Genomic DNA, 25,803 nt, shown 5'->3' on the forward strand with positions numbered 1-25,803 from the left:
GCGAACGCGCAGCAAAGAAAACGCCGGCCCTAGGGCCGGCGTTTTCGTAAGCGCTGTCCATGCAGCCTCGGCCTGGGCCGAGGCTGTCTGGAGGCGGCTCAGCTTTCGCGGTTACGCGTCAGCAGGGCCGGCTTCTCGCCGCGCGGGCGGCTGCTCGGCAACTGGTCGAGTTGTTCCGGGGTCGGGAAGCGGTCGCTGCGCGAGCCCTTGTGCATGATCACCGGTTGCTTGTCGGAGGCGCTTTTCACAGCTGCCTCCTGGCGTGGCAGCTCGTCGCCGCGGCCGAGCGAGGTGCCGGCGTCACGCTGTGGCCGCGAACGACCGGCGCCGTTGCGGCCCTGGCCGCCCTGGCGCTTGCCTTGGCCGGCGCCGGCGCCGGCTCCCGCACCACTGCTGCGAGGCCCCTTGCCCTGGCCGCGTGGGCTCTGGGCGGGGGCGCCAGCGGCGGCAGCTGCGCCCGGACGACGGCCGCGGTTCTGCTGCTTGTTCTGGTGCGGGCTGACGTAGTCCACCCGGTTGCCGAAGTTGTCGATCTCGTCATCGCGGAACTCGTCCGGCGCACGGTCGGGAGGCAAGGCAGGAATGGCCGCCGCGACCGGGCGCGCCGCGCGCGGTTGTTGCTGCTGGCTGCGCCCCGGCTGGGACTTGGCCTTGCCGGTGTCCTTGCCCTTGTCCTTGCGACCGCTGCCGTGGCGCTCGCCACCACCACCGCCACGCGGCGGACGGGGCTTCTGCGGCTCGCGGACTTCCGGGCGCTCGGCCTCGACCTTGCTGGCATCGAAGCCCATCAGGTCGCCGTCGGGGATCCTCTGCTTGGTCATCCGCTCGATGCCCTTGAGCAGCTTCTCTTCGTCAGGGGCGACCAGCGAGATCGCCTCGCCGCTGCGACCGGCACGGCCGGTACGGCCGATGCGGTGCACGTAGTCTTCCTCGACGTTGGGCAGCTCGAAGTTGACCACGTGGGGCAGCTGGTCGATGTCCAGGCCGCGGGCCGCGATGTCGGTGGCGACCAGGATCCGCACCTGGTTCGCCTTGAAGTCGGCCAGGGCCTTGGTGCGGGCGTTCTGGCTCTTGTTGCCGTGAATCGCCACGGCCGGCAGGCCATGCTTGTCGAGGTATTCGGCCAGGCGGTTGGCGCCGTGCTTGGTGCGGGTGAAGACCAGCACCTGCTCCCAGGCACCGGCGGTGACCAGGTGGGCCAGCAGGGCGCGCTTGTGGCTGGCCTGCAGGCGGAACACGCGCTGCTCGATGCGCTCGACCGTGGTGTTCGGCGGCGTCACCTCGATGCGCTCGGGGTTGTGCAGCAGCTTGCCGGCCAGGTCGGTGATGTCCTTGGAGAAGGTCGCCGAGAACAGCAGGTTCTGACGCTTGGTCGGCAGCTTGGCGAGGACCTTCTTGACGTCATGGATGAAGCCCATGTCGAGCATGCGGTCGGCTTCGTCGAGCACCAGGATCTCCACGTGGGAGAGGTCGATGGCCTTCTGGTTGGTCAAGTCGAGCAGGCGACCGGGGCAGGCCACCAGGACATCGACACCCTTGGCCAGGGCTTGTACCTGGGGGTTCATGCCAACGCCGCCAAAGATGCAGGCGCTGACGAATTTCAAATCGCGGGCGTAGGCCTTGAAGCTGTCATGCACCTGGGCGGCCAGTTCGCGGGTGGGGGTCAACACCAGCACGCGCGGCTGCTTGGGGCCGTGGCGGTGTTCGCGATCCGGGTGACCGTTGGGGAACAGTCGCTCGAGGATCGGCAGGGCAAAACCGCCTGTCTTACCTGTACCCGTCTGGGCCGCTACCATCAGGTCGCGACCTTGCAACACGGCGGGGATGGCCCGCTGTTGCACCGGAGTGGGCTGGGTGTAGCCGACGGATTCGACCGCACGGACTAAAGCCTCGGAGAGACCGAGGGAGGCAAAGGACATGTGCAATCCTGTCTAGTGAGGGCGAGGCCCTATGGGGTGTATTGCCTGGCTTGAATCGCGGCGTGGGGCGCGCAATCCCGACCGGTACTGCTGGCCAACTGGGGGCTAGCATCCGGGCGCAAGCCTGGCGGGGAGGCCCGAGTATAACAGAACAGCAGGGCGATGGGGCGGTTCGCGCGTTCGGCTTGTCGAAACGTCCTGCGGCCGGCCATTTGCAGTGTCCCTGAGCCTTGGCTTCATTGGCGCGCTCTGCCCTCCCGGCCTGAGCGCTAAAGCCCTGCGTGCAAAGTTGCGCTGCCTCGGGGATCATGGGACTCAGTAGTCAACGCATGTCGGCCGGTCGCTTTGGCGCCCGTGCTTGCCGGACACCTCCGCTCGATCCAGATGCCTGTGACGAATCATTGCCAGTGCCCGGGCTCGCTCATGATCAATGCCCGGCCCGAGTGAGCGCTGGTCTATAACTTGACGGAACGATCAAGCCTTGCGGGCTTGCTCGGTCTTACCACGATGGAGCGCCTGCATGGCCACGAGAAATACCACCAACGCCTCGGTTTCCCCCAAGGGCAGCCTGGAAACCCTGTCCCAGCGAGAAGTGCAGCAGTTGCGCGAGACCGGTTGCGGCAGCGTCTACGCGCTGTTCCGCCAGTGCGCCCTGGCGATACTCAATACCGGCTCGGGCAGCGATAACGCCAAGACCATCCTCGAGGCCTATCCGGACTTCGAGGTGCGCATCCACCAGCAGGATCGCGGCATCCGTCTGGAGCTGCTGAATGCGCCGGCCGACGCCTTCGTCGACGGCGAAATGATCGCCAGCACCCGGGAAATGCTGTTCAGCGCCTTGCGCGATATCGTCTATACCCAGAGCGAACTGGAGAGCAAGCGGGTCGATTTCAGCAGCTCCCAGGGCATCACCGATTACGTCTTTCACCTGCTGCGCAACGCCGGCACCCTGCGCGCCGGCGTGGAACCGAAGATCGTGGTGTGCTGGGGCGGGCACTCGATCAATCGCGAGGAATACAAGTACACCAAGATCGTCGGTCACGAGCTGGGTCTGCGCGGCCTCGACGTGTGCACGGGCTGCGGCCCCGGGGTGATGAAGGGACCGATGAAGGGAGCGACCATCGCCCATGCCAAGCAGCGCAACGTCACCGGGCGTTATCTGGGCCTGACCGAGCCGGGCATCATCGCCGCCGAGGCGCCCAATCCGATCGTCAATGAACTGGTGATCCTGCCCGATATCGAGAAGCGTCTGGAGGCCTTCGTCCGCGTGGGCCACGGCATCATCATCTTCCCCGGAGGCGCCGGTACCGCCGAGGAATTTCTCTACCTGCTCGGCATCCTCATGCACCCGGATAACCGGGAGCTGCCCTTCCCGCTGATCCTCACCGGCCCACGCAGCGCCGAGCCGTACCTGCAGCAGCTGCACGCGTTCATCGGCGCCACGATGGGCGAGGAAGCCCAGCAGCGTTATCGGATCATCGTCGACGACCCCGCCGAGGTGGCGCGGGAGATGGCTCAGGGCATCCAGGCGGTCACCCAGTTCCGCCGCGAGCGCAACGATGCCTTCCATTTCAACTGGCTGCTGAAGATCGACGAGAGCTTCCAGCGTCCCTTCGAGCCGACCCATGAAAACATGGCCAGTCTCAACCTGACCCGCGACCAGCCGGTGCACGAGCTGGCTGCGCAGCTGCGCCGCGCCTTCTCGGGCATCGTCGCCGGCAACGTGAAGGTCCAGGGGATTCGCCTGATCGAGGAGCATGGGCCGTACCAGATCACGGGCGACCAGGGCATCATGCGGCCGCTGGATCGCCTGTTGCAGGCATTCGTCGACCAGCAGCGCATGAAGCTGCCGGGAGGCAGCGCCTATGTGCCGAGCTACAAGGTGGTGGCTTAAGCGCGAGCGCAGGCGCCGGCGGGCTCGTCAGGGGATCTGCGCGGCGTCCGTCGTGGCGGCTTGTGCGTCATGGGGCGGTGCGTAACGGGCGAGCAGGTCGGCATAGGCCGGCTCGGCCTTGAAGCGCCGCAGCTCCTCGGCGAAGCGTTCGGCCAGTTCTTCCAGCCCGGCATCGCGCCTCAGGCCCAGGTAGAGCCGGTCGCGGCTGACCACCTTGGGGTGGTGGGTGATCGTCTTGTTCAGGCCCATCCGGGTCAGCAGGTAATGGCCGGCGCGATGATCGTTGATCACCAGGTCGACGCGGTTGCGCTGCAGTTTGCCGAAATTGGCCGCGTGGTCGGGCCCGGGCTCCCGGGTGAAACGCTCGGATTCGCGGAACGCTCGGTTGGCATACCAGTAACCGGGCGATACGCCAACCTTCAGGCCGTCGAGGTCGCTCAGGTCCTGAAAGCGGTGCGGGCGCGCCGTGCTGTGAAACAGCACGAACTCGATTTCCGACAGTGGCTCGCTGGGAAACAGCATGGTGGGGCGTCGCGCGGCAGTCTGGAAGATGTCGAAGATGCCATCCGCCCGGCCCTGGCTGAAGGCCGTCAGGCAACGCTTCCAGGGCATCAGTTGCCACTCCACGTCGACGCCCAGGCGCCGCAGGACGATGTGTGCCGCCTCGTAATCCAGGCCGCGTAACTGGCCCTGTTCCTCATAGATGTAGGGCGGCCAGGCTTCGCTGACCAGGCGCAGCGTCTGGCCCTGGGCGCTCAGGCTCAAGCTGGCAAGGAAGAGGATGACGAGGAGTTGTCGTTGGAGTGCCGTCATCGGGCCAGCGTACGCTGGTCGCCGGGCGTGGGGAAGTCAGGTTGCGCGGGAAATCGGCAGGCGGTCACAACCCTGAAGGCCGGGCTGGGTCTCCGGCTTCAGGGTTGCGTCTGGACTCAGCGGGACAGCTTGAGGTTGTTCCAGATCGCCAGGCTGGGGCCGGCCAGGTTCATGGTGTAGAAGTGCAGGCCCGGGGCGCCGCCTTGCAGCAGGCGCTCGCACATCTCGCTGACCACCTGTTCGCCGTAGGCGCGAATGCTGTCGCTGTCGTCGCCGTAGGCTTCCAGCTGCTTGCGCACCCAGCGCGGAATCTCGGCGCCGCAGGCGTCGGAGAAGCGCGCCAGCTTGCTGTAGTTGGTGATCGGCATGATGCCGGGCACCACCGGGATGTCCACGCCCATCTTGCGCACGCGGTCGACGAAGTAGAAGTAGCTGTCGACGTTGAAGAAGTACTGGGTGATCGCGCTGCTGGCGCCGGACTTGGCCTTGCGCACGAAGTTGGCGATATCGGCTTCGAAATTGCGCGCCTGCGGATGCATCTCCGGGTAGGCGGCGATTTCGATGTGGAAGTGCGCGCCGGTCTCCTCGCGGATGAAGCTGACCAGCTCGTTGGCGTAGCGCAGCTCGCCGCTGGCCATGCCCATGCCGGAGGGCAGGTCGCCGCGCAGGGCGACGATGCGCGTGATGCCGGCGTCCTTGTAAAGGTTAAGCAACTGGCGCAGTTCGGCCTTGCTGTCGCCGACACAGGACAGGTGCGGCGCGGTGGAGACCTGCACTTCGTCGTTCAGCTGCAGGACCGTGGTGACGGTGCGGTCGCGGGTGGAGCCGCCGGCGCCGTAGGTGCAGGAGAAGAAGTCCGGCTTGTAGGCGGCCAGTTCGCGCGCGGTGGTCAACAGTTTTTCATGCCCGGCCTCGGTCTTCGCGGGGAAGAACTCGAAGCTGTAGCTACGTTCTTGGCTCATAGAAAATTCCAGGCGTGAGGCTGATCAGGCAAGGCGACCCGCGCGGCTGGGGAGCTGCGCGGATCGCCTGTGGCCGATGGCTTAGTAGCGGTAGCTGTCCGGCTTGTACGGGCCTTCCACGGTCACGCCGATGTATTCGGCCTGCTTCGGCGTCAGCTGGGTGACCACGCCGCCGAAGCCCTTGACCATTTCCAGGGCCACTTCTTCGTCGAGCTTCTTCGGCAGCACTTCGACGCACAGGCGCGCGGCCTTGTCGGCGGCCGGCAGGTCGGCGAACTTCTGGCCGAACAGGAAGATCTGCGCCAGCACCTGGTTGGCGAAGGAGCCGTCCATGATCCGGCTCGGGTGGCCGGTGGCGTTGCCCAGGTTGACCAGGCGGCCTTCGGCCAGAAGGATCAGGTAGTCGTCGTTGAGCGGGTCGAGGTCCAGGCCGGTGCGGTGGATCTTGTGCACCTGCGGCTTGACCTCTTCCCAGGCCCAGTGCTTGCGCATGAAGGCGGTGTCGATTTCGTTGTCGAAGTGACCGATGTTGCACACCACGGCGCGCTTCTTCAGGGTCTTGAGCATGCCGGCGTCACACACGTTGACGTTGCCGGTGGTGGTGACGATCAGGTCGATCTTGCCCAGCAGGGCGGCGTCGACACTGGCTTCGCTGCCGTCGTTGATGCCGTCTTTGTAGGGGGAAACCAGCTCGAAGCCGTCCATGCAGGCCTGCATGGCGCAGATCGGGTCGACTTCGCTGACCTTGACGATCATGCCTTCCTGGCGCAGCGACTGGGCCGAGCCCTTGCCCACGTCGCCGTAGCCGATCACCAGGGCCTGCTTGCCGGACAGCAGGTGGTCGGTGCCGCGCTTGATGGCGTCGTTCAGGCTATGACGGCAGCCGTACTTGTTGTCGTTCTTGCTCTTGGTCACCGAGTCGTTGACGTTGATCGCCGGGACTTTCAGGGTGCCGGCCTTGAGCATGTCGAGCAGGCGGTGCACGCCGGTGGTGGTTTCCTCGGTGATGCCGTGGATCCTGTCGAGCATCGCCGGGTATTTCTTGTGCAGGATTTCGGTCAGGTCGCCGCCGTCGTCGAGGATCATGTTGGCGTCCCACGGCTGGCCGTCCTTGAGGATGGTCTGCTCGATGCACCACTCGTACTCTTCTTCGGTCTCGCCCTTCCAGGCGAACACCGGGATGCCGGCGGCGGCGATGGCGGCGGCGGCCTGGTCCTGGGTGGAGAAGATGTTGCAGCTCGACCAGCGCACTTCGGCGCCCAGGGCGATCAGGGTCTCGATCAGCACGCCGGTCTGGATGGTCATGTGGATGCAGCCGAGAATCTTGGCGCCCTTGAGCGGCTGTTCGGCGGCGTACTTGCGGCGAAGGCCCATCAGGGCGGGCATCTCGGATTCGGCGATGATCAGTTCGCGACGGCCCCAGGCGGCCAGGGAAATGTCGGCGACCTTGTAGTCGTTGAAACCGGCAGGCGTCATTACAGCGCTCATAAATGAGTTCTCCATTCGTTGTCTGCGAATGGGCGCCGTTGATGCGTATGGATAACGCCCCATCCGAGCCTGACAGATCCCTGCTGGGCAGGGTCTGCTGCAGCGCCCCTCGGACGGGTGGCGGGCGCGCCCGGAGCGGTGCCGGGAGCGTGAAGCCTGCGGATTATAGCGGCGGGCGGCGCGAAGCCCAAGGCTTTCCGTCGCCCGAATGCCTGTCCTGGCGCCGGCGCGTTCGGCATCTGCGGCAAAACGCCGCGCTTGGCCGGTGCGCCCGGAGTGGGGATACTGTGGCCCGCTTTCACTGCCGAACCCGTTGCCCATGAAACTGAAAATCGCCTTACCCGTGCTGTTCATCTGTCTGGCCCTGAGCGCCTGCGGCGGAGTCGACCCGAATTCGCCCCTGGGCAAGCGCCAGGCCATCTTCAAGCAGATGCTCAAGACCAGCGAAGACCTCGGCGGCATGCTGCGCGGACGCATCGCCTTCGACGAGCAGCGTTTCATCAGTGGTGCGGCCGAGCTGGATCAGCTGGCCCGCAAGCCCTGGGAGCATTTTCCCCAGGTCAAGGAAGAGGACGACACTCGCGCCAAGGACGAGGTGTGGCAGCGCCAGGCGCGTTTCCAGGAACTGGCCCGGGAGCTGGAGGGCGCCACCGCCGCACTGGTCGCCGCCACCGCCGCCAAACCGCTACGCCAGGGTGGCCTGGCGCCGGCCGTGCAGCGGGTCGAGGACAGTTGCGAGGCCTGTCACAAGGAGTTCCGCGCGTTCTGAGCCTAGGGGTGTATTGCAGAAGCGTTACTGGCAAGATGCCTTCCCGTTTTGGGGTGGCTCAGCGCAAACGAATTCAATCAAAGGGAGTTGATGATGAGTACGGCCGGATTTCTCTTGGCGTTGGTGGGTTTTATCTGGTCGGTGGCCAGAGGCATTCAGGTATCGGTCCTTTGCGCCGTGCTCAATTTTATTCTTCCGCCAATCTCTCAGCTGATCTTCGCAGCTCAGGAACCGACGATGCGGTCGCCGTTTCTGGTGATCGTCATTGGTCTGGGGCTGATGTATTTGGGGGGTGGATTGCAACTGTCGTTCTGACCGCTACGGCGGTCCAAAAAAAGCCCCGCATCTGCGGGGCTTTTTCGTTGCCGGGGAGCTTACAGGCCGGCGGCGGCGCGCAGTTCGGCGGCCTTGTCGGTCTTCTCCCAGGTGAAGGCGGTGAAGGTATCGTCGCCGTAGCTCATCTCCACCGGCTCGCGGCCGAAGTGGCCGTAGGCCGCAGTCGGCTGGTACATCGGGTGCAGCAGGTCGAGCATCTTGGTGATGGCGTACGGACGCAGGTCGAAGACCTCGCGCACCAGCTTGATGATGCTGTCTTCGCTGACCTTGTTGGTGCCGAAGGTGTTGACCGAGATGGAGGTCGGCTGGGCCACGCCGATGGCGTAGGACACCTGGATCTCGCAACGCTCGGCGAGGCCGGCGGCGACGATGTTCTTGGCCACGTAGCGGCCGGCATAGGCGGCGCTGCGGTCGACCTTGGACGGATCCTTGCCGGAGAAGGCGCCGCCGCCGTGGCGGGCCATGCCGCCGTAGGAGTCGACGATGATCTTGCGCCCGGTCAGGCCGCAGTCACCCACCGGGCCGCCGATGATGAACTGGCCGGTCGGGTTGATGTGGAACTGGGTGTCCTTGTGCAGCAGCTCGGCCGGCAGCACGTGCTTGACGATCAGCTCCATCACGCCTTCGCGCAGGTCGTTGTAGGACACGTCCGGGTTGTGCTGGGTGGACAGCACCACGGCGTCGATACCTGCGACCTTGCCGTTCTCGTAGCGGCAGGTGACCTGGCTCTTGGCGTCCGGGCGCAGCCACGGCAGCAGGCCGGACTTGCGTGCCTCGGCCTGGCGCTCGACCAGGCGGTGGCTGAAGCAGATCGGGGCCGGCATCAGCACGTCGGTCTCGTTGCTGGCGTAGCCGAACATCAGGCCCTGGTCGCCGGCGCCCTGGTCTTCCGGCTTGCTGCGGTCGACACCCTGGTTGATGTCCGGGGACTGCTTGCCGATGATGTTGATGATGCCGCAGGTGGCGCCGTCGAAGCCGACGTCGGAGCTGTCGTAGCCGATGTCGATGATGACCTTGCGCACCAGCTCTTCCAGGTCGACCCAGGCCGAGGTGGTGACTTCGCCGGCGATGATCGCCACGCCGGTCTTGACCAGGGTCTCGCAGGCCACGCGGGCATGCTTGTCCTGGGCAATGATGGCGTCGAGGATCGCGTCGGAAATCTGGTCGGCGATCTTGTCCGGATGGCCTTCGGACACGGACTCGGAGGTAAACAGGGAGTATTCGCTCATCTATCGGTCTTCCTAAATTAATTACCGGTGGGTGAGGGTGGCCCGTGGGCCGGTGTGTTCATCCGGTTTGGCGAAGTGCCGCACCTGAATCTGGAAACCATTGCGTAAGCCCAGGTACTGGCTTTCGCCAGGCGTGAGCCCTGCGGCGATGGCCCAACGGGCCAGGTCGTCCTGTTCGAAGCCCAGCCAGAGATCGCCGCAGGCCTGCCTGGCCCAACTCTGGTTGTGGCTGCACAACTCGCTGATCAGCAGGCTGCCGCCGCTGTTCACCCGCAGCGCCAGCTGCTTCAGCGCTTCGGCGGGGGCGGCGAAATGGTGCAGGACCATGTTCAGCACCACGCAGTCGGCGCTCGGGTACTCGTCATTCAGTGCGTCGGCCAGTAGCAGCTCGACGTTGTCCAATCCGTCCTCGATGCAGCGCTGGCGCGCCAGCTCGAGCATCGCCGGGCTGTTGTCCAGGGCGGTGACCCGGGCAAAGCGCCGCGCCAGCTCCGGCAGGAAACCGCCGTCGCCGGGGCCTACTTCCAGGGCCGTGGCGTCGGCCGCCAGGCTCAGGGCGTCGAGCAGGGCCAGCACGCTGTCGCGGTACTGCGGCAGGCCGGCGATCAGGTCCTGCTGGGCCTGAAAGCTGGCCGCCATGCGCGCGAAAAAATCCTGGCTGGCCGCGGCCCGCTGCGCGTGCACCTCGGCGATCCTGGCCTGGGCGTCGGCCGGCAACGCCAGGCCGTCGACCTCGTCCAGCAGCGCGGCGTGCAGCGTGCCACCCAGCGAATCGCCCTGGGCCAGGGCGCGGCGATAGAAGATCGCGTTGCCCTCGCGGCGCGTGGCCACCAGCCCGGCCTGGGCCAGCACCTTCAGATGGTGGCTCATGCCCGACTGGCCGATGGCGAAGATCTGCGCCAGCTCCAGCACGCCGAACGAGTCGTTGGCCAGGGCGCGCAGCACGTTCAGGCGCAACGGGTCGCCGCCGGCCTTGCATAGGGCGGCGAGCTCGTCGGCAGGCTCGAAGCTCAGCTGGGGCACGCGGATATTCATAGGGCGCGAAGTCTAGTCGGTCATTTTTCATACAGCAACAGCAATATCAAAAAGTTTTGATATTGCCGGCGTGGCGCGATTTGCTCGGTGGACGCCGCCTCTGAGCCGAGAAAACCGCGAGCTGCGACCATCTGTCATTGCCCCGCACCGCCTGGGTGGGCGAAAATGCCTGCCTTTTTCGTGTTCAGCCCCCGCAGGAGATTCAGCGATGCCCAGCCGTCGTGAGCGTGCCAATGCCATTCGTGCCCTCAGCATGGATGCCGTGCAGAAAGCCAACAGCGGCCACCCCGGTGCCCCGATGGGCATGGCGGATATCGCCGAAGTGCTGTGGCGTGACTACCTCAAGCACAACCCGAGCAACCCCGAGTTCGCCGACCGCGACCGCTTCGTGCTGTCCAACGGCCATGGCTCGATGCTGATCTATTCGCTGCTGCACCTGACCGGCTATGACCTGGGCATCGAAGACCTCAAGCAGTTCCGCCAGATGGGCAGCCGCACCCCGGGTCACCCGGAGTACGGCTACACCCCGGGCGTCGAGACCACCACCGGCCCGCTCGGCCAGGGCCTGGCCAATGCCGTGGGCTTCGCCATCGCCGAGAAGGTCCTGGCGGCGCAGTTCAACCGCGAAGGCCACAGCGTCGTCGACCACAACACCTACGTGTTCCTCGGCGACGGCTGCATGATGGAGGGCATCAGCCACGAGGTCTGTTCGTTGGCCGGCACCCTGGGCCTGGGCAAGCTGATCGCCTTCTATGACGACAACGGCATCTCCATCGACGGCGAAGTCGAGGGCTGGTTCACCGACGACACGCCGAACCGCTTCGAGGCCTACGGCTGGCAGGTGATTCGCAACGTCGACGGCCACGATGCCGAAGAAATCAAGATCGCCATCGACACCGCGCGCAAGAGCGCGCAGCCGACCCTGATCTGCTGCAAGACCACCATCGGCTTCGGCTCGCCGAACAAGCAGGGCAAGGAAGACTGCCACGGCGCGCCGCTGGGCGTCGACGAGATCGCCCTGACCCGCGCCGCCCTCGGCTGGGAGCATGGTCCGTTCGAGATTCCCGCAGAGATCTACGCCGAGTGGGACGCCAAGCAGGCCGGCGCCGCCGTCGAGGCCGAGTGGGACGAGCGTTTCGCCGCCTACGCCGCCGCCTACCCGGAGCTGGCGGCCGAATTCCAGCGACGCGTCAAGGGCGAGCTGCCGGCCGATTTCGCCGAGAAGGCCGCCGCTTATATCCAGGACGTGGCGGCCAAGGGCGAGACCATCGCCAGCCGCAAGGCCAGCCAGAACGCGCTGAATGCCTTCGGCCCGCTGCTGCCGGAGTTCCTCGGCGGCTCCGCCGACCTGGCCGGTTCCAACCTGACCCTGTGGAAGGGCTGTCAGGGTGTCTCGGCGGCGGACGCGTCGGGCAACTACATGTTCTACGGTGTGCGCGAGTTCGGCATGAGCGCGATCATGAACGGTATCGCCCTGCATGGCGGCTTCATCCCCTACGGCGCCACCTTCCTGGTGTTCATGGAGTACGCCTGCAACGCCGTGCGCATGTCGGCGCTGATGAAGAAGCGTGTGCTGTTCGTCTACACCCACGACTCTATCGGTCTGGGCGAAGACGGCCCGACCCACCAGCCGATCGAGCAGCTGGCCAGCCTGCGCTGCACGCCGAACCTCGACACCTGGCGTCCGGCCGACGCGGTGGAGTCGGCGGTGGCCTGGAAGTGCGCGATCGAGCGCAATGACGGCCCCAGCGCGCTGATCTTCAGCCGCCAGAACCTGCCGCACCAGAACCGCGATGCCGCCCAGCTGGGCGACATCGCCCGTGGCGGCTACGTGCTCAAGGACTGCGCCGGCGAGCCGGAACTGATCCTCATCGCCACCGGCTCGGAAGTCGGCCTGGCGGTGCAGGCCTTCGAGGCGCTCAGCGAGCAGGGCCGCAAGGTGCGCGTGGTGTCGATGCCCTCGACCTCGGTATTCGATCAGCAGGACGCCGGCTACAAGCAGGCCGTGCTGCCGCTGCAGGTCGGTGCGCGGATCGCCATCGAGGCCGCCCATAGCGACTTCTGGTACAAGTACGTCGGCCTCGAAGGTCGCGTCATCGGCATGACCACCTTCGGCGAATCGGCGCCGGCGGCGGCGCTGTTCGAACACTTCGGCTTCACCCTGGAAAACGTCCTGGAAACCGCGGCCGAACTGCTGGAAGGCTGATCAGCAGGTAGGATGGGCCGGGCTGCGTGCGGCGCGGCTCATCCTACGGTCGTTTATCCATCGAGATCGCCATGCCCAATCGTCCCTACAGAGTTGCCCTCAACGGCTACGGCCGCATCGGTCGCTGCGTGCTGCGCGCGCTGCACGAGCGCGGCGCTGGCGCGCGGCTGGAGATCGTCGCCCTCAATGACCTGGCCGATCAGGCCAGTCTCGAGTACCTGACCCGTTTCGACTCGACCCATGGCCGCTTCCCCGGCGAGGTGCGGGTCGAGGGCGATTGCCTGCATATCAATGGCGACTGCGTGCGGGTGCTGCGCGAGGAAGAGCCGGAAGGCATCGACTGGGCGGCGCTGGATATCGACCTGCTGCTGGAGTGCTCGGGGCAGTACACCACCCGCGCCGATGCCGAGCGTTTCCTCAAGGCCGGTGCGCCGCGGGTGCTGTTCTCCCAGCCGATGGCCGGCGAGGCGGATATCGATGCGACCATCGTCTTCGGGGTCAATCAGCAACGCCTGAGCGGCGCCGAGCGCCTGGTGTCCAACGCCAGTTGCACCACCAACTGCGGGGTGCCGCTGCTCAAGCTGCTCAACGACGCCGTGGGCCTGGAGTACGTCTCCATCACCACCATCCACTCGGCGATGAACGACCAGCCGGTGATCGACGCCTACCACCACGAAGACCTGCGCCGCACGCGCTCGGCCTTCCAGTCGGTGATCCCGGTGTCCACCGGCCTGGCCAAGGGCATCGAGCGTCTGCTGCCGGAACTGACCGGACGCATCCAGGCCAAGGCCATCCGGGTGCCGACGGTCAACGTCTCCTGCCTGGACATCACCCTGCAGACCGCCCGCGACACCTCGGCCGCCGAGATCAACCGGGTGCTGCGCGAGGCCGCCGAAGCCGGGCCGCTCAAGGGCCTGATCGCCTACACCGAACTGCCCCATGCCAGCTGCGACTTCAACCACGACCCCCATTCGGCGGTGGTCGATGGCAGCCAGACGCGGGTCTCCGGCCCGCGCCTGGTCAACCTGCTGGCCTGGTTCGACAACGAGTGGGGTTTCGCCAACCGCATGCTCGATGTCGCCCAGCATTTCCTCGAAGTCTCCACTGCCACCGTTCAACCAGCCCCCGTGAAGGACTGATTCCATGACCGTTTTGAAGATGACCGACCTCGACCTCCAGGGTAAGCGCGTGCTGATCCGCGAAGACCTCAACGTGCCGGTGAAGGACGGCGTGGTGAAGAGCGATGCGCGCATCCTCGCCGCCCTGCCGACCATCAAGCTGGCGCTGGAGAAGGGCGCGGCGGTGATGGTCTGCTCGCACCTGGGCCGCCCCAGCGAGGGTGAGTTCTCCCAGGAGAACAGCCTCAAGCCGGTCGCCGACTACCTGTCCAAGGCCCTGGGCCGGGACGTGCCGCTGCTGGCCGACTACCTCGGCGGTGTCGAGCTCGCCGCCGGCGAGCTGGTGCTGTTCGAGAACGTGCGCTTCAACAAGGGCGAGAAGAAGAACAGCGACGAGCTGGCCCAGCAGTACGCCGCGCTGTGCGACGTGTTCGTCATGGATGCCTTCGGCACCGCCCACCGCGCCGAGGGTTCGACCCATGGCGTGGCCAAGTTCGCCCCGGTCGCCTGCGCCGGCCCCCTGCTGGCCGCCGAGCTGGACGCTCTGGGCAAGGCCCTGGGCAACCCGGCCAAACCGATGGCGGCGATCGTCGCCGGCTCCAAGGTGTCGACCAAGCTGGACGTGCTCAACAGCCTCAGCCAGGTCTGCGACCAGCTGATCGTCGGCGGCGGCATCGCCAACACCTTCCTCGCCGCCGCCGGTTTCCCGGTCGGCAAGTCGCTGTACGAGGCCGACCTGGTGGACACCGCCAAGGCCATCGCGGCCAAGGTCAGCGTGCCGCTGCCGGTCGACGTGGTGGTGGCCAAGGCCTTCGCCGAGGACGCCGAGGCGACCGTCAAGCCGGTGGCCGAGGTGGCCGAGGACGACATGATTCTCGACATCGGCCCGCAGACCGCGGCGCAGTTCGCCGAGCTGCTCAAATCCAGCCGGACCATCCTGTGGAACGGCCCGGTCGGGGTGTTCGAGTTCGATCAGTTCGGCAACGGCACCCGGGTGCTGGCCGAAGCCATCGCCGAGAGCCCGGCGTTCTCCATCGCCGGCGGTGGCGACACCCTGGCGGCGATCGACAAATACGGCGTGGCCGAGCGCATCAGCTATATCTCCACCGGCGGTGGCGCCTTCCTCGAGTTCGTCGAGGGCAAGCTGCTGCCGGCCGTGGCCGTGCTCGAAGATCGCGCCCGGGGCTGAGTCGCCCGGGGCGCGCCTTGGGCCGGGCGTTGAAGCCTGAACCGCGGCGCGCGCCGGCGACCCCTTATCCCCGAATACTTGAATAGCGCCTGCCCCTGCGGCAGGCTTGCACGATTAACGACCTCCAAACCGGGAGACAGGAAACCATGGCACTTATCAGCATGCGCCAGATGCTCGACCACGCCGCCGAATACGGCTACGGCGTGCCGGCCTTCAACGTGAACAATCTCGAGCAGATGCGCGCGATCATGGAAGCGGCCGACAAGACCGACTCGCCGGTGATCGTCCAGGCTTCCGCCGGTGCCCGCAAGTACGCCGGCGCGCCCTTCCTGCGCCACCTGATCCTGGCCGCCATCGAAGAGTTCCCGCATATCCCGGTGTGCATGCATCAGGACCACGGCACCAGCCCGGATGTCTGCCAGCGCTCGATCCAGCTGGGTTTCAGCTCGGTGATGATGGATGGCTCGCTGAAGGAAGACGGCAAGACCCCGGCCGACTACGACTACAACGTGCGCGTGACCCAGCAAGCCGTGGCCATGGCCCACGCCTGTGGCGTCTCGGTGGAAGGTGAGCTGGGTTGCCTGGGCAGCCTGGAAACCGGCATGGCCGGTGAAGAGGACGGCGTCGGCGCCGAGGGTGTGCTCGATCACAGCCAGATGCTCACCGATCCGGAGGAGGCCGCCGACTTCGTCAAGCGCACCCAGGTCGACGCCCTGGCCATCGCCATCGGCACCAGCCACGGCGCCTACAAATTCACCAAGCCGCCGACCGGCGATATCCTCGCCATCGACCGGATCAAGGCGATCCACGCGCGCATCCCCGACACCCACCTGGTGATGCACGGCTCCAGCAGCGTGCCGCAGGAGTGGCTGGCGGTGATCAACCAGTACGGCGGCGACATCAAGGAGACCTACGGCGTGCCGGTCGAGGAGATCGTCGAGGGCATCAAGCACGGCGTGCGCAAGGTCAACATCGACACCGACCTGCGCCTGGCCTCCACCGGCGCCATGCGCCGCATGATGGCCGAGCACCCGAGTGAGTTCGACCCGCGCAAGTTCTTCGCCGCCACCGTCACCGCCATGCGTGACATCTGCATCGCCCGCTACGAGGCCTTCGGTACCGCCGGCAACGCCTCGAAGATCAAGCCGATCTCCCTGGACGCCATGTACCTGCGCTACGCCAAGGGCGAGCTGGCCGCCAAGGTCAACTGAGCCGCGCTGCAGAAAAAAAGCCCGCTCTAGAGCGGGCTTTTTCGTTTCCCGGGGTCAGCAGAACCCCGGCACCGGCTTACTTGATCCAGTGTTTGCCCCAGTGGGTGATGTCGTAGGCGGTGGATTTCTGCTGGCTGAAGGCGCGGGCGCTCGGTTGCTGCGCCGCGGCGATCTCGTCGTCGATGATCTTGGTCGACAACGACAGCCAGCTGGTGGCGAACGCCGCGGCGTCGCCGTTGATCTCCAGGGCCTGCTGGTTGATGTTGCTGATGTTGTCGCAGGCCTGGTGATAGCAGGGGTCGAAGGCGATGCCGGCGTCGCCGCCGTACTTCGCCGCCTGCTCGTCGCTCTTCAGCACTTCGGCGCCGGTGAACAGCCCGCCGAAGGCAATGCCGTCGAGGAAGAACTGCGCGTAGTCGGAGCGGAAGCTGATCTCGTCGCCTTCGGACGGCAGGGCACGCAGGCGGTAGTAGGTCTCGAACAGCTTCTCCACCGCCGCCGAGCCGGGCGGGCCCTGCAGGCCGAAATCGGAGCCGTCGCCGTCATAGATGAAGTAGGCGAAGTTCGGCGAGGCGATCATGTCGAAGTTCAAGTAGACCTTGATCTTCGCCTTCTCTTCGGCGCTGAGGTTCTGCACGTAATGCGTCGAGCCGACCAGGCCGGACTCTTCCGCGCCCCACCAGGCGAAACGCACCTTGTTGCGCGGCCGGGCCTTGCGCATCTGCAGGGCCATCTCGAGGATCGCCGCGCTGCCCGAGCCGTTGTCCTGGATGCCGCCGCCCTCGAACACCGAGTCCAAGTGGGCGCCGACCATCACCACGTTGTCCGGGTTGCCGCGACGGGTCTCGGCGATGATGTTGAAGGTCTCGGTCTTCTCGCGCACCACGTCGACCATCAGGCGCAGTTGCAGGCCCGCGGTGGCCGCCCAGGTCGCGCCCTTGTCGTAGGTCGCGAACAGCACCGGTATGCCACCGGAGTAGCCGTCGCCGAGGGTGGCATTGAGCAGGCCCTTGCGGTCCTCGGTGTTGCCCTGGTTGAAGATGATGGCGCCGACCGCGCCCGCCGCCGCGGCGTTCTCCGCCTTCTGCTGGAAGCTGCAGGCGCCGCGCTGGATCAGGGCGATGGCGCCGGCGGGGAAGCCGACGAAGTCTTCGGCCTCGCAACCGCTGGTCGAGCCGTTGTCCGGGCCCAGGGCCAGGTCTACGGGGGCCACGCTGGCGCTGAGGTTGCCGGCCTCGGTCTGCGACAGGTAGGTGAAATCGCTCTCCCATTCATAGGTGGCCGGCGTGGGCGCCAGGGCCGCCAGCTCGCCCGGGCCCTGGGGGTAGAACGCGGTGAACGGGAAGGCTTGCAGGCTGACCTGGTAGCCGGCTCCTTCAAGGGTCTGCTTCACGTAGTCCACCGAGGCCTGATAGCCCGGCAGGCCGGCGGCGCGGGTGCCGCCGTTGGCGGCGGCGATGTCCTGCAGCATCTGCAGGTGGTACAGGGTCTTTCTGGCCTGCATGCAGCGGGGCAGCCCCAGGGGGCTGTTGTTCAGCAGCACCGAATTGCAGCCGGCCGAGGTCGGTCGGGCCGGGCTCCAGAATTCGTTGAGCAGGTCGCTGGTAGCCGGTGGGGCGGCTTGCAGGCTGGTGGAGAGGGAGAGAGCGAGAGAACAACTGAGAAGATGCCAGCGGGTAACTGTCTTAGACATGGTTCCTCCAATCCTTAGGGAGAGCGCGCTGCCAGGTCGGCTTGTGGCCTCTGGCGACTGGTCCTTAACTGCATCGATCCGGACGCGAACCGGAAGCCTAGCCCGGCTTTTCTATTTTTGGAGCGTGCGTACCATCTCTGTGAATTGGCGCACCCTTTGGCGAGCGCCGGCCGGCCAAGGGAGCCCGTGGCAGCGCGTCATAGGGGCACAGCCCCGGCTGGATTCGCCGACGAACGGTAGGTCGATGGCTCGGTGCTGCGGCATACTCCGCGGCCTTATCGACACTACTGGCAAGAAGTCGCGGCCATGACGCCCCTGAAATATCTGCAAGGCTACCCCGCCCAGGTGCTCGACCAGGTGCGCCGACTGATCGCCGAAGAGCGCCTGGGCGACTACCTGAGCCGGCGCTATGGTGGTCATCACGCGGTGCAGAGCGACAAGGCGCTGTATGCCTACGCCGTGGCGCTGAAGCAGGAGCACCTGCGCAATGCGCCGGCGCTGGACAAGGTGCTGTATGACAATCGCCTGGACCTGACCCACCGCGCCCTGGGCCTGCACACGGCGATCTCGCGGGTGCAGGGCGGCAAGCTCAAGGCCAAGAAGGAGATTCGCGTCGCCTCCCTGTTCAAGGAGGCGGCGCCGGAGTTTCTGCAGATGATCGTGGTGCACGAGCTGGCGCACCTGAAGGAGTCCGCGCACAACAAGGCCTTCTACCAGCTGTGCGAGCACATGCTGCCCGGCTACGGGCAGCTGGAGTTCGATCTGCGCCTGTACCTGACCTGGCGTGACCTGGCCGCGGCCAAGCCCGACTGAGCAACCCGTTGTTGGCGGCGCTCAGCCGCGCAGCATCACGTTGAGCTGATCGACCACCTCGGCCCAGTCGGCGTCCTCGAGGATTTCCTCGCGCAGAAAGGCGGCCTGGGACGGACTCCAGAACGGCGCTTCGGCGAGTTTGCAGGTCGGCGCCAGGGGCGAGTGACTGCGGATGAAGCGCTCGATGCTGGCCTGGTCGGCGGGCAAGCCGAGCTGTTTGAACAAGGCCGGGAGATTGTGGATGGGGCTTTCCATGACGCGTTCCTCTGCTCGGTGGATAGGGCGCCGGGGCTGCGCCGGCCAGCCGGCGACCGTGCTTCTTTCAGCCTAGCGCAGATCGAGCAGGGGTTGATGCGGGGCGCCCCCTCGAGGCTCAGGCGACGCGCAGGATCTCGAACTGCTGCAGGCCCCCGCCGACGCGGATTTCCACCTCATCGCCGGTGCCGCAGCCGAGCAGGCGCTGACCCAGTGGCGCACGCGGGCTGACCACCAACACCTCCTGGCCCTGCCACTGCACCTTCAGCCCGGCACCGTCCGGGCCGAGCAGCAGGCACTGTTCGCGGTCCCCGGTGTCGGCCAGCCATACCAGGGCGCCGAGCTGGATGCCCTGGCGCGGGTCGAAGGGGCGCAGGGTCAGTTGTTGCCAGGCCGCGAGGCTGTGGCGGATCTCCTCCACGCGGCGCGCCTGGCCTGCGGCGAGGTAGGAGGCCTCGAGGCCGAGGGTGTCGTACTTGTTCTCGGCGATGTTCTCTTCGTCGGTGGCCGCCTCGTAGGCGCTCTGGGCGGCGCGCCGGGCCAGCTCCAGATCGGCCTGCAGTCGCTCGACAATCAACTGGTGCAGCGGGTTCTTGTCCATCGACGGCTCACAAGGCGCAGCGGGAAAGGGCGGATTATCCGCGTGCCGGTGGTCGCTGGCAAAACACGGGCGCGGCTCGGACTAAGGAAAGGCGCGCAATAGAGAGGCCGCTTGGCTACACTCCGGGCGATACCGGGGGGAAGTCACAATGGAAACCAAGCAGTCGGACTATTCGGTCTACCGTGACCTGATCGCGCAACTGATGAGCGATCAGGAGCAGTTGCCGAGCCTGCCGACCCTGACCTGGAAGATTCGCCGCGCGCTGGCCGCACCTGAGGTCAGCATCAGCCAGTTGGTCGAGCTGATCGGTCAGGACCCGGCGCTCAGCGCCCTGTTGATGAAGTATGCGTCCAGCGCCTTGTTGCGCTCGCGCATGGCGCCGAAAACCCTGCAGGACGTGCTGCGGGTGCTCGGTTTGCAGCAGGTGGACCGGGTGGTGATGGTGCATAGCGTCAAGAGCCTGTTTACCCTGCACAGCGCCGAACACAAGCAGCTGTTCATGGAGGCCTGGCACCGCTTGACCCTCAAGGCCAGCGTCTGCGCTTTCCTGGCGCGCATGGTCGGGCGCATCCCGGCGGATCATGCGGTGCTGGCCTGCCTGCTCAGCGAGGTCGGTTCGCTGGCCGTGCTGTCGGCATTCAAGAGCAAGGAACTGGTGCCCACCCAGACGCGCTACTACAAGCTGTGCCGGGCCTACAGCAAGTCGCTGGGCGTCATGCTGCTGAAGAAATGGGCAGTGGACGATGCCTATGTGCAGATCATCCGCGACGTGGGCAACTGGACCCTGCAGCGGCAGCGGCAGATCGAACTGATCGATCTGGTCAATCTGGGCTTGTACCACACGGTCAAGGACACCGACCCCGCCGCCGACCTGCCGCGGCTCAGCGAGCTGGCGGGCTTCGGCAAACTGACGCCGCCCGATGATGAGATGGATGAGGATGGCTGCCTCTTACTGGTCAGCCAGCACTGGGACGAAATCCACAGCATCGCCGCAGCCCTGCGCTAGGCATTCACTCACGCCTTTGAGGGCGCGCCGCTGCCCTTGAGCAGGTGCGCGGCGAGGGTGCGCAGCGGGCCGAGTTGTCGACAGATCAGCGCCAGCTGGGTCTGTACCAGACGCAGCTGGTCATCCATCTCCTCCGGTAAGCGCTCCAGCTCGGCCGCGAGTTGCTCTTCGGCGTCGCTGTGGATCGCCACCGCGCGACCTTCGCCGAGATTGCCGGCGATCTCGTCGAGGCTGCTGGCCAGGCGCTCGGCACTCTCCAGCAGATGGCTCTGGCCCGCGTCCAGGAGCACCTCGCCGCGGTGCGCGCCGAGCCCGGAGAGGTAGCTCAGCAGGGTGTGCGAGAGCACCAGGAAGCGAAAGCCGATGTCCGCCTCCTTACGGAAGTGCCCGGGCTCCATGAGCATATTGCCCAGGGTGGTGGACAGCGCCGCGTCGGCGTTGTGGGCGTTGCGCCGGGCCAGGCGATAGGCCAGGTCGTCGCGCTTGCCGGTGGTGTACTGGCGAATGATCTGGCGCAGGTAGGTGCCGTTGCAGCCGAGCGTATTGGCCACCATGCGGTCCAGTCGCCGGCCCTGCCAGTCCGGCAGGATGAGGAACACCGCCAGGCCGGCGATCAGGCTGCCGAGCAGGGTGTCGACCAGGCGCGGGATGATCAGCCCGTAGCCGTCGCCGACCTGGTTGAAGCAGAACAGCACCATCAGGGTGATCGCCGCCGTGGCCAGGGTGTAGCGGCTGCTGCGGGTGGCGAAGAACACGACCCCGGCGGCCACCGCGAAGAATGCCTGCACCAGGGTGTTGGGGAACAGGTCGAACAGGGCCCAGCCGAGCACCAGGCCCAGCACCGTGCCGGCGATGCGCTGCACCAGCTTGCGCCGGGTGGCGCCGTAATTGGGTTGGCAGACGAATACCGTGGTCAGCAGGATCCAGAAGCCCTGGGCCGGGTCGATCCAGTGCAGCAGGCCATAGCCGGCGGCCAGGGCGACGGCCAGGCGCAGGGCGTGACGGAACAGCAGGGAGGTGGGCGTCAGTTGCAGGCGCAGACGCTCGGCCACATCCTTCAGCGACTGGGGCTCGCGGTCCAGCAGGCTGCTGTCCTGCTCCTCGGCCAGGGCGTCGGGATTGCTGGCGTTGCCCAGCAGCTGATCGAGGGTGGCGAGGTTGCCGGCCAGGGCGTGCAGCGAGCGCAGCAAGTGGCGCCAGGCCGGGTTGCTCTGCAGGTGCAGGTGGTCGAGGGAGGCATGCAGGTCTTCCAGAGCCTGGGAGCACAGCTCGCGGTACTCGAAAGGCTGACGCAGTTCGATGGCCTGTGCCAGCCGTTCACAGGCCTCGCCGTGCAGGCGCAGCAGGCGCTGGCAGCGGAACAGCACGTCGCTGTGGAAGAAGGCCTCGGCCAGTTCGTTATAAGGGTAGTGGGAGGAGCTGGCGCGCTCGTGGATGTCCTGGGCGAGGAAGTACAGCTTGAGGTAGCGCCCGACCTTGGGGCTCGGCCGGTCGTTGCCGACCCGGTGCAGGATGATCTCCTTGGCCGCGTTCAGGGCGGCGACCACCTTGCCGTTCTGCCTGGCCAGGTCCAGGCGGCGCCGCTCCACGTCGAGCTGGCGCAGCGGCTCGAACAGGGCGGCCTTGAGCTTGAGGTAGCGGCCCAGCTCGCGGAACAGCCGGGCCAGGCTGTGCTGCAGCGGCTGGTGGGCGAACAGGGCATTCCAGATCACCGAGAGCAGGCCGTACCAGGCGGCGCCGGCCACCAGCAGCAGCGGTTCCGGCCCGAGGCCGGCGCTGCCGCCGCGCTGCTCCACGCCGATCATGCTGTAGATCGCCAGAATCAGGGTCGCCCAGCCCAGGGTGGCGAAGCGCTCGCCGAGGGCGCCGAGCATGGTCAGGGCGAAGCTCGACAGTGCCAGGGCGGCGACGAACAGCCAGGGGTAGGGGAACAGCAGCTCCACCGTGTAGGCGGCGGCGCTGAAGCAGCCGAGGGTCACCAGCAGGGCGGTTAGCCGCCCCTGCCAGCTGTCGTCGGTTTCGGCCAGGGCGCTGGCGATCACCCCGAGAAACAGCGGGATCAGGGCGTGCATCCAGCCCTGGGACCAGCACAGCAGCAGGGCGCCGCCCAGGGCGATGAACACCCGCAGGCTGTAGCTGAACTTGTCCAGTGCCCAGAGTCGGCGCAGGGAGTGGCGGAGCGAGGGGGACGACATCGATGAACGGCCTTGTCCGTGAGACTTGCCAAGCAGACTAATGGAATCGTCCGACCGGCGGCACTCCCCAGCGCCACATTCGCTGCCAGCTGCGTACGCCTGGAGCGCGCGGCGGTCTGTGAAAAACCATGGACTATCCTGTAGACAGGCAGCCGCGCCCCGCGCCTGGGGCATCAACCATGACGGCTGTCATGGAGAGGAACGTGAAGCTTTCCGCGACCCTGGCGTCGGCTCGCCGCCTGTGTCTGGCCTTGGCCCTGCTGCTGGTGCCCACGTGGCTGGCGGCGGCACCCGCGCTGGTGGTGGAGCTGCGCGTCGACGGCGCGATCGGCCCGGCCAGCGCCGACTACCTGGTGCGCGGGCTGGCGCGGGCGGTGGACGAGGGCGCGCAGCTGGTGGTGATCAGCATCGACACCCCCGGTGGCCTGGATACCTCGATGCGCGACATCATCAAGGCGATTCTCGCCAGCCCGATTCCGGTGGCCAGCTACGTCGCGCCAAGCGGCGCGCGGGCCGCCAGTGCCGGCACCTACATCCTCTACGCCAGCCATGTGGCCGCCATGGCGCCCGGGACCAACCTGGGGGCGGCGACGCCGGTGCAGATCGGCGGCATGCCGGGCTCGCCTTCGCCGAAGCCGGATGAGCCGGAGGCGACGCAAGGAGGCGAAAAGGCGGACCCGGCGCAGAAGAAGGACAAGGCGCAGAAGGCTGCCGCACCGACCGATACCCTGAGCAAGAAGCAGATCAACGATGCCTCGGCCTATATCCGCGGCCTGGCGCAGCTGCGCGGACGCAATGCCGAGTGGGCCGAGCAGGCGGTGCGCGAGGCAGTCAGCCTGTCCGCCGCCGAGGCGCTGCAGCTCAAGGTCATCGACTACCTGGCCAACGACCTGCCGCACCTGCTCAAGCAGCTGCACGGCAAGTCCTTTACCGCCGCGGGCGTCGAGGTCACCCTGGACACCGAGGGCGCGCTGCTGGTCAGCCATGGGCCGGACTGGCGCACCCAGCTGCTGGCGGTGATCACCAACCCCAGCGTGGCGCTGCTGCTGATGATGATCGGCGTCTACGGCCTGTTCTTCGAGTTCTCCAACCCGGGCACCGGGGTCGGCGGCGTGCTGGGCGGCATCTGCCTGATCCTGGCGCTGTATTCGCTGCAACTGCTGCCGGTGAACTACGCTGGGGTGGCGTTGATCCTGCTCGGGATCGCCTTTATCGCCGCCGAGGCCTTCATGCCGAGTTTCGGCGTGCTGGGCATCGGCGGGGTGGTGGCGTTCTGCTTCGGCGCCTTGATCCTGATCGACACCGACGTACCGGGCTTCGGCATCCCGCTGGCGCTGATCGTCACCCTGGGGCTCACCAGTGGCCTGGTGATCTTCGTCATCCTCAGCATGGCCCTGCGTGCCCGACATCGTGCCCTGGTCGGCGGGGACACCGAGCTGGTCGGCAGTCTGGTGCGGGTCAACAGCGTGGCGCCGGACAATCCGCGGGGCGGCTGGGTACAGCTGCAGGGTGAGCAGTGGCAGGTGGTCAGCCAGACGCCCCTGCAGCGGGGCCAGCCGGTGCGGGTGCTGGCGCGCAAAGGTTTGCTGCTGGACGTGACCGCGGCCGAAGACGCGCCGCCTGAAGGAGACTAGTGATGGGATTCGAACTGAGCTTTTCCGCCCTGGCGGTGCTGCTGATTGCCTTGCTGGTCTCGGCGTTCCGTATCCTGCGCGAGTACGAGCGCGGCGTGGTGTTCCAGCTGGGACGCTTCTGGCGGGTCAAGGGCCCCGGCCTGATCATCATCATTCCCGGCATCCAGCAGATGGTGCGGGTGGACCTGCGGACCATCGTCCTGGACGTGCCGACCCAGGACGTGATCTCCCGGGACAACGTGTCGGTCAAGGTCAACGCGGTGGTGTATTTCCGCGTGCTGGATCCGCAGAAGGCGATCATTCAGGTCGAGGACTTTCTGAAAGCCACCAGCCAGCTGGCGCAGACCACCCTGCGCGCGGTGCTCGGCAAGCATGAGCTGGACGAAATGCTGGCCGAACGCGAGCGCCTGAACATCGATATCCAGCATGTGCTCGATGTGCAGACCGATGCCTGGGGCATCAAGGTGGCCAATGTCGAGATCAAGCACGTCGACCTCGACGAGTCGATGATCCGCGCCATCGCCAAGCAGGCCGAGGCCGAGCGCGAGCGGCGGGCCAAGGTGATCCATGCCGAGGGTGAGTTGCAGGCCTCGGAAAAGCTGATGCAGGCGGCCGAGATGCTCGGCCGGCAATCGGGCGCCATGCAGTTGCGCTACATGCAGACCCTGAGCAATATCGCCGGGGACAAGAGTTCCACCATTGTCTTCCCGCTGCCGATCGAGCTGTTGCAGGCCGTCAAGACGTCCAAGTCCTAGGACGTACATCGACTTTCGTCTGGGTTGTATTTTAGGACCGATCGGTCCTTAATGACTCCATGAACCCTGGACGTCCCAAATCCTTCTGCCCCGAGCAGGCCCTGGAGTGCGCGATGCAGCTGTTCTGGCGGCGTGGCTACGAGGCTGCCTCGCTGCAGGAGTTGCAGCAGGCGACCGGCCTGTCGAAGAGCAGCCTGTACCAGACCTACCCGAGCAAGCAGGCCTGGTTCGAGGCGGCGTTCAGCCATTATTGCCGGCAGCGCCAGGCCGAGCTGCTCGAGTTGCTCGAGCGCAGCCCCTCGCCCCTGGGCTATATCCGCCAGCGGCTGCTCGGTGTGCTCGACGATCAGGGTGTGGACGGGGTGCCGCGCGGCTGCATGCTGGTCAACGTGGCCAACGAGTTCTCCCGGCGCGATCCCGGCGTGGCCCAGGTCGTGCAGCGGGCTACCGAGGGGTTCTGCCAGGTCTTCCATGAGGCCCTGCGGCGCGCCCAGGCCAGTGGCGAGCTCGGCGCCGAGGCCGATGTCGAGGCCCTGGGCGACTACCTGCAGTGCGTGATGAGCGGCCTGCGCACCCAGGTCAAGTCCGGGCTGTCGGCGGCCAGTATCGAGGCCACGGTGCGGGTGGTGATGCGCAGCCTGGCCTGAATATTCGTTCTACTTAGGAGCCGTTCGGCTCCGAT

22 protein-coding genes and 1 riboswitch are annotated in these 25,803 nt (G+C 66.5%); of the genes, 12 read left to right on the top strand and 10 right to left on the bottom strand.

Translation table 11 applies throughout. The features are described 5' to 3' along the window. Positions 1 to 98: 98 nt before the first annotated feature. The gene (gene rhlE2, locus KDW96_RS13750) at positions 99 to 1,919 is read right to left on the bottom strand and encodes an RNA helicase RhlE2 (protein WP_255836818.1); all 1,821 of its coding nucleotides are present in this window, start codon (positions 1,917 to 1,919) and stop codon (positions 99 to 101) included. 520 nt (positions 1,920 to 2,439) lie between these two features. On the opposite strand from rhlE2, the gene ppnN reads away from it, so the two are divergent. After that, positions 2,440 to 3,813, top strand: coding sequence for a nucleotide 5'-monophosphate nucleosidase PpnN (ppnN, locus tag KDW96_RS13755; RefSeq protein WP_255836819.1), 1,374 nt, complete (start codon positions 2,440 to 2,442; stop codon positions 3,811 to 3,813). A gap of 27 nt (positions 3,814 to 3,840) precedes the next feature. On the opposite strand, the gene KDW96_RS13760 is transcribed toward ppnN, so the two are convergent. The 3 genes from KDW96_RS13760 to ahcY form a co-directional block, all read right to left on the bottom strand. Beyond that, on the bottom strand, positions 3,841 to 4,626 hold the full coding sequence (locus KDW96_RS13760) for a substrate-binding periplasmic protein (RefSeq protein WP_255836820.1): 786 nt from the start codon (positions 4,624 to 4,626) through the stop codon (positions 3,841 to 3,843). Between the two features lie 116 nt (positions 4,627 to 4,742). Further along, complete coding sequence (gene metF, locus KDW96_RS13765) at positions 4,743 to 5,588, bottom strand: methylenetetrahydrofolate reductase [NAD(P)H] (RefSeq protein WP_255836821.1); 846 nt, start codon at positions 5,586 to 5,588, stop codon at positions 4,743 to 4,745. Positions 5,589 to 5,669: 81 nt separating this feature from the next. After that, positions 5,670 to 7,076: an adenosylhomocysteinase gene (ahcY, locus tag KDW96_RS13770; RefSeq protein ID WP_255836822.1), complete on the bottom strand. Its 1,407-nt coding sequence runs from the start codon at positions 7,074 to 7,076 to the stop codon at positions 5,670 to 5,672. Positions 7,077 to 7,099: 23 nt separating this feature from the next. Then, positions 7,100 to 7,193, bottom strand: a riboswitch (S-adenosyl-L-homocysteine riboswitch). Between the two features lie 202 nt (positions 7,194 to 7,395). Between ahcY and KDW96_RS13775 the strand changes: the two genes are divergently transcribed. Next, complete coding sequence (locus tag KDW96_RS13775; protein ID WP_255836823.1) at positions 7,396 to 7,845, top strand: c-type cytochrome; 450 nt, start codon at positions 7,396 to 7,398, stop codon at positions 7,843 to 7,845. 93 nt (positions 7,846 to 7,938) lie between these two features. Beyond that, complete coding sequence (locus KDW96_RS13780) at positions 7,939 to 8,160, top strand: hypothetical protein (RefSeq protein ID WP_255836824.1); 222 nt, start codon at positions 7,939 to 7,941, stop codon at positions 8,158 to 8,160. Positions 8,161 to 8,219: 59 nt separating this feature from the next. Here the strand turns inward: KDW96_RS13780 and metK are convergent, their stop codons facing one another. Both metK and KDW96_RS13790 read right to left on the bottom strand, forming a co-directional pair. Then, positions 8,220 to 9,410 (bottom strand): methionine adenosyltransferase, encoded by a 1,191-nt coding sequence (gene metK, locus KDW96_RS13785; RefSeq protein ID WP_255836825.1) that lies wholly within the window; start codon positions 9,408 to 9,410, stop codon positions 8,220 to 8,222. 21 nt (positions 9,411 to 9,431) lie between these two features. Further along, entirely contained in the window at positions 9,432 to 10,445 is a 1,014-nt protein-coding gene (locus KDW96_RS13790; RefSeq protein ID WP_255836826.1) for an ArsR/SmtB family transcription factor, read from the bottom strand. A 208-nt stretch (positions 10,446 to 10,653) separates the two neighbouring features. On the opposite strand from KDW96_RS13790, the gene tkt reads away from it, so the two are divergent. From tkt to fba, 4 genes are all read left to right on the top strand, one after another. Then, the gene (gene tkt / locus KDW96_RS13795) at positions 10,654 to 12,651 is read left to right on the top strand and encodes a transketolase (protein ID WP_255836827.1); all 1,998 of its coding nucleotides are present in this window, start codon (positions 10,654 to 10,656) and stop codon (positions 12,649 to 12,651) included. 71 nt (positions 12,652 to 12,722) lie between these two features. Next, positions 12,723 to 13,790 carry an erythrose-4-phosphate dehydrogenase gene (epd, locus tag KDW96_RS13800; RefSeq protein ID WP_255836828.1) on the top strand — a complete coding sequence of 356 codons (1,068 nt, stop codon included), beginning with the start codon at positions 12,723 to 12,725 and terminating at the stop codon, positions 13,788 to 13,790. A gap of 4 nt (positions 13,791 to 13,794) precedes the next feature. Beyond that, positions 13,795 to 14,958, top strand: a complete 1,164-nt coding sequence (locus KDW96_RS13805; protein WP_255836829.1) for a phosphoglycerate kinase — start codon at positions 13,795 to 13,797, stop codon at positions 14,956 to 14,958. Between the two features lie 146 nt (positions 14,959 to 15,104). Next, a complete protein-coding gene (fba, locus tag KDW96_RS13810) occupies positions 15,105 to 16,169 on the top strand; it encodes a class II fructose-bisphosphate aldolase (protein WP_255836830.1) in 1,065 nt (354 codons plus the stop codon). Between the two features lie 76 nt (positions 16,170 to 16,245). Here the strand turns inward: fba and KDW96_RS13815 are convergent, their stop codons facing one another. Then, positions 16,246 to 17,862, bottom strand: coding sequence for a M28 family metallopeptidase (locus tag KDW96_RS13815; protein WP_255836831.1), 1,617 nt, complete (start codon positions 17,860 to 17,862; stop codon positions 16,246 to 16,248). A gap of 306 nt (positions 17,863 to 18,168) precedes the next feature. Here KDW96_RS13815 and KDW96_RS13820 point away from each other — a divergent pair, with 306 nt between their 5' ends. Continuing rightward, positions 18,169 to 18,675: a YgjP-like metallopeptidase domain-containing protein gene (locus KDW96_RS13820; RefSeq protein WP_255836832.1), complete on the top strand. Its 507-nt coding sequence runs from the start codon at positions 18,169 to 18,171 to the stop codon at positions 18,673 to 18,675. 21 nt (positions 18,676 to 18,696) lie between these two features. On the opposite strand, the gene KDW96_RS13825 is transcribed toward KDW96_RS13820, so the two are convergent. Both KDW96_RS13825 and KDW96_RS13830 read right to left on the bottom strand, forming a co-directional pair. After that, a complete protein-coding gene (locus tag KDW96_RS13825; protein WP_255836833.1) occupies positions 18,697 to 18,930 on the bottom strand; it encodes a DUF2789 domain-containing protein in 234 nt (77 codons plus the stop codon). A gap of 118 nt (positions 18,931 to 19,048) precedes the next feature. Next, a complete protein-coding gene (locus KDW96_RS13830; RefSeq protein WP_255836834.1) occupies positions 19,049 to 19,531 on the bottom strand; it encodes a GreA/GreB family elongation factor in 483 nt (160 codons plus the stop codon). A 148-nt stretch (positions 19,532 to 19,679) separates the two neighbouring features. Between KDW96_RS13830 and KDW96_RS13835 the strand changes: the two genes are divergently transcribed. After that, positions 19,680 to 20,537 (top strand): HDOD domain-containing protein, encoded by an 858-nt coding sequence (locus KDW96_RS13835; RefSeq protein ID WP_255836835.1) that lies wholly within the window; start codon positions 19,680 to 19,682, stop codon positions 20,535 to 20,537. 8 nt (positions 20,538 to 20,545) lie between these two features. Here KDW96_RS13835 and yccS read toward each other — a convergent pair whose 3' ends face one another. Continuing rightward, positions 20,546 to 22,732, bottom strand: coding sequence for a YccS family putative transporter (gene yccS / locus KDW96_RS13840; RefSeq protein ID WP_255836836.1), 2,187 nt, complete (start codon positions 22,730 to 22,732; stop codon positions 20,546 to 20,548). 203 nt (positions 22,733 to 22,935) lie between these two features. Between yccS and KDW96_RS13845 the strand changes: the two genes are divergently transcribed. From KDW96_RS13845 to KDW96_RS13855, 3 genes are read left to right on the top strand one after another with little or no spacing between them, the layout of a single operon-like run. Next, positions 22,936 to 24,366 (top strand): NfeD family protein, encoded by a 1,431-nt coding sequence (locus KDW96_RS13845; RefSeq protein ID WP_370295072.1) that lies wholly within the window; start codon positions 22,936 to 22,938, stop codon positions 24,364 to 24,366. 2 nt (positions 24,367 to 24,368) lie between these two features. Continuing rightward, positions 24,369 to 25,121 carry a slipin family protein gene (locus KDW96_RS13850; protein ID WP_255836837.1) on the top strand — a complete coding sequence of 251 codons (753 nt, stop codon included), beginning with the start codon at positions 24,369 to 24,371 and terminating at the stop codon, positions 25,119 to 25,121. A gap of 59 nt (positions 25,122 to 25,180) precedes the next feature. Then, positions 25,181 to 25,768, top strand: coding sequence for a TetR/AcrR family transcriptional regulator (locus tag KDW96_RS13855; RefSeq protein WP_255836838.1), 588 nt, complete (start codon positions 25,181 to 25,183; stop codon positions 25,766 to 25,768). Positions 25,769 to 25,803 lie beyond the last annotated feature (35 nt).

Origin of the sequence: Pseudomonas benzenivorans (assembly GCF_024397895.1) — a bacterium.
Taxonomy (GTDB): Bacteria; Pseudomonadota; Gammaproteobacteria; order Pseudomonadales; family Pseudomonadaceae; genus Aquipseudomonas; species Aquipseudomonas benzenivorans_A.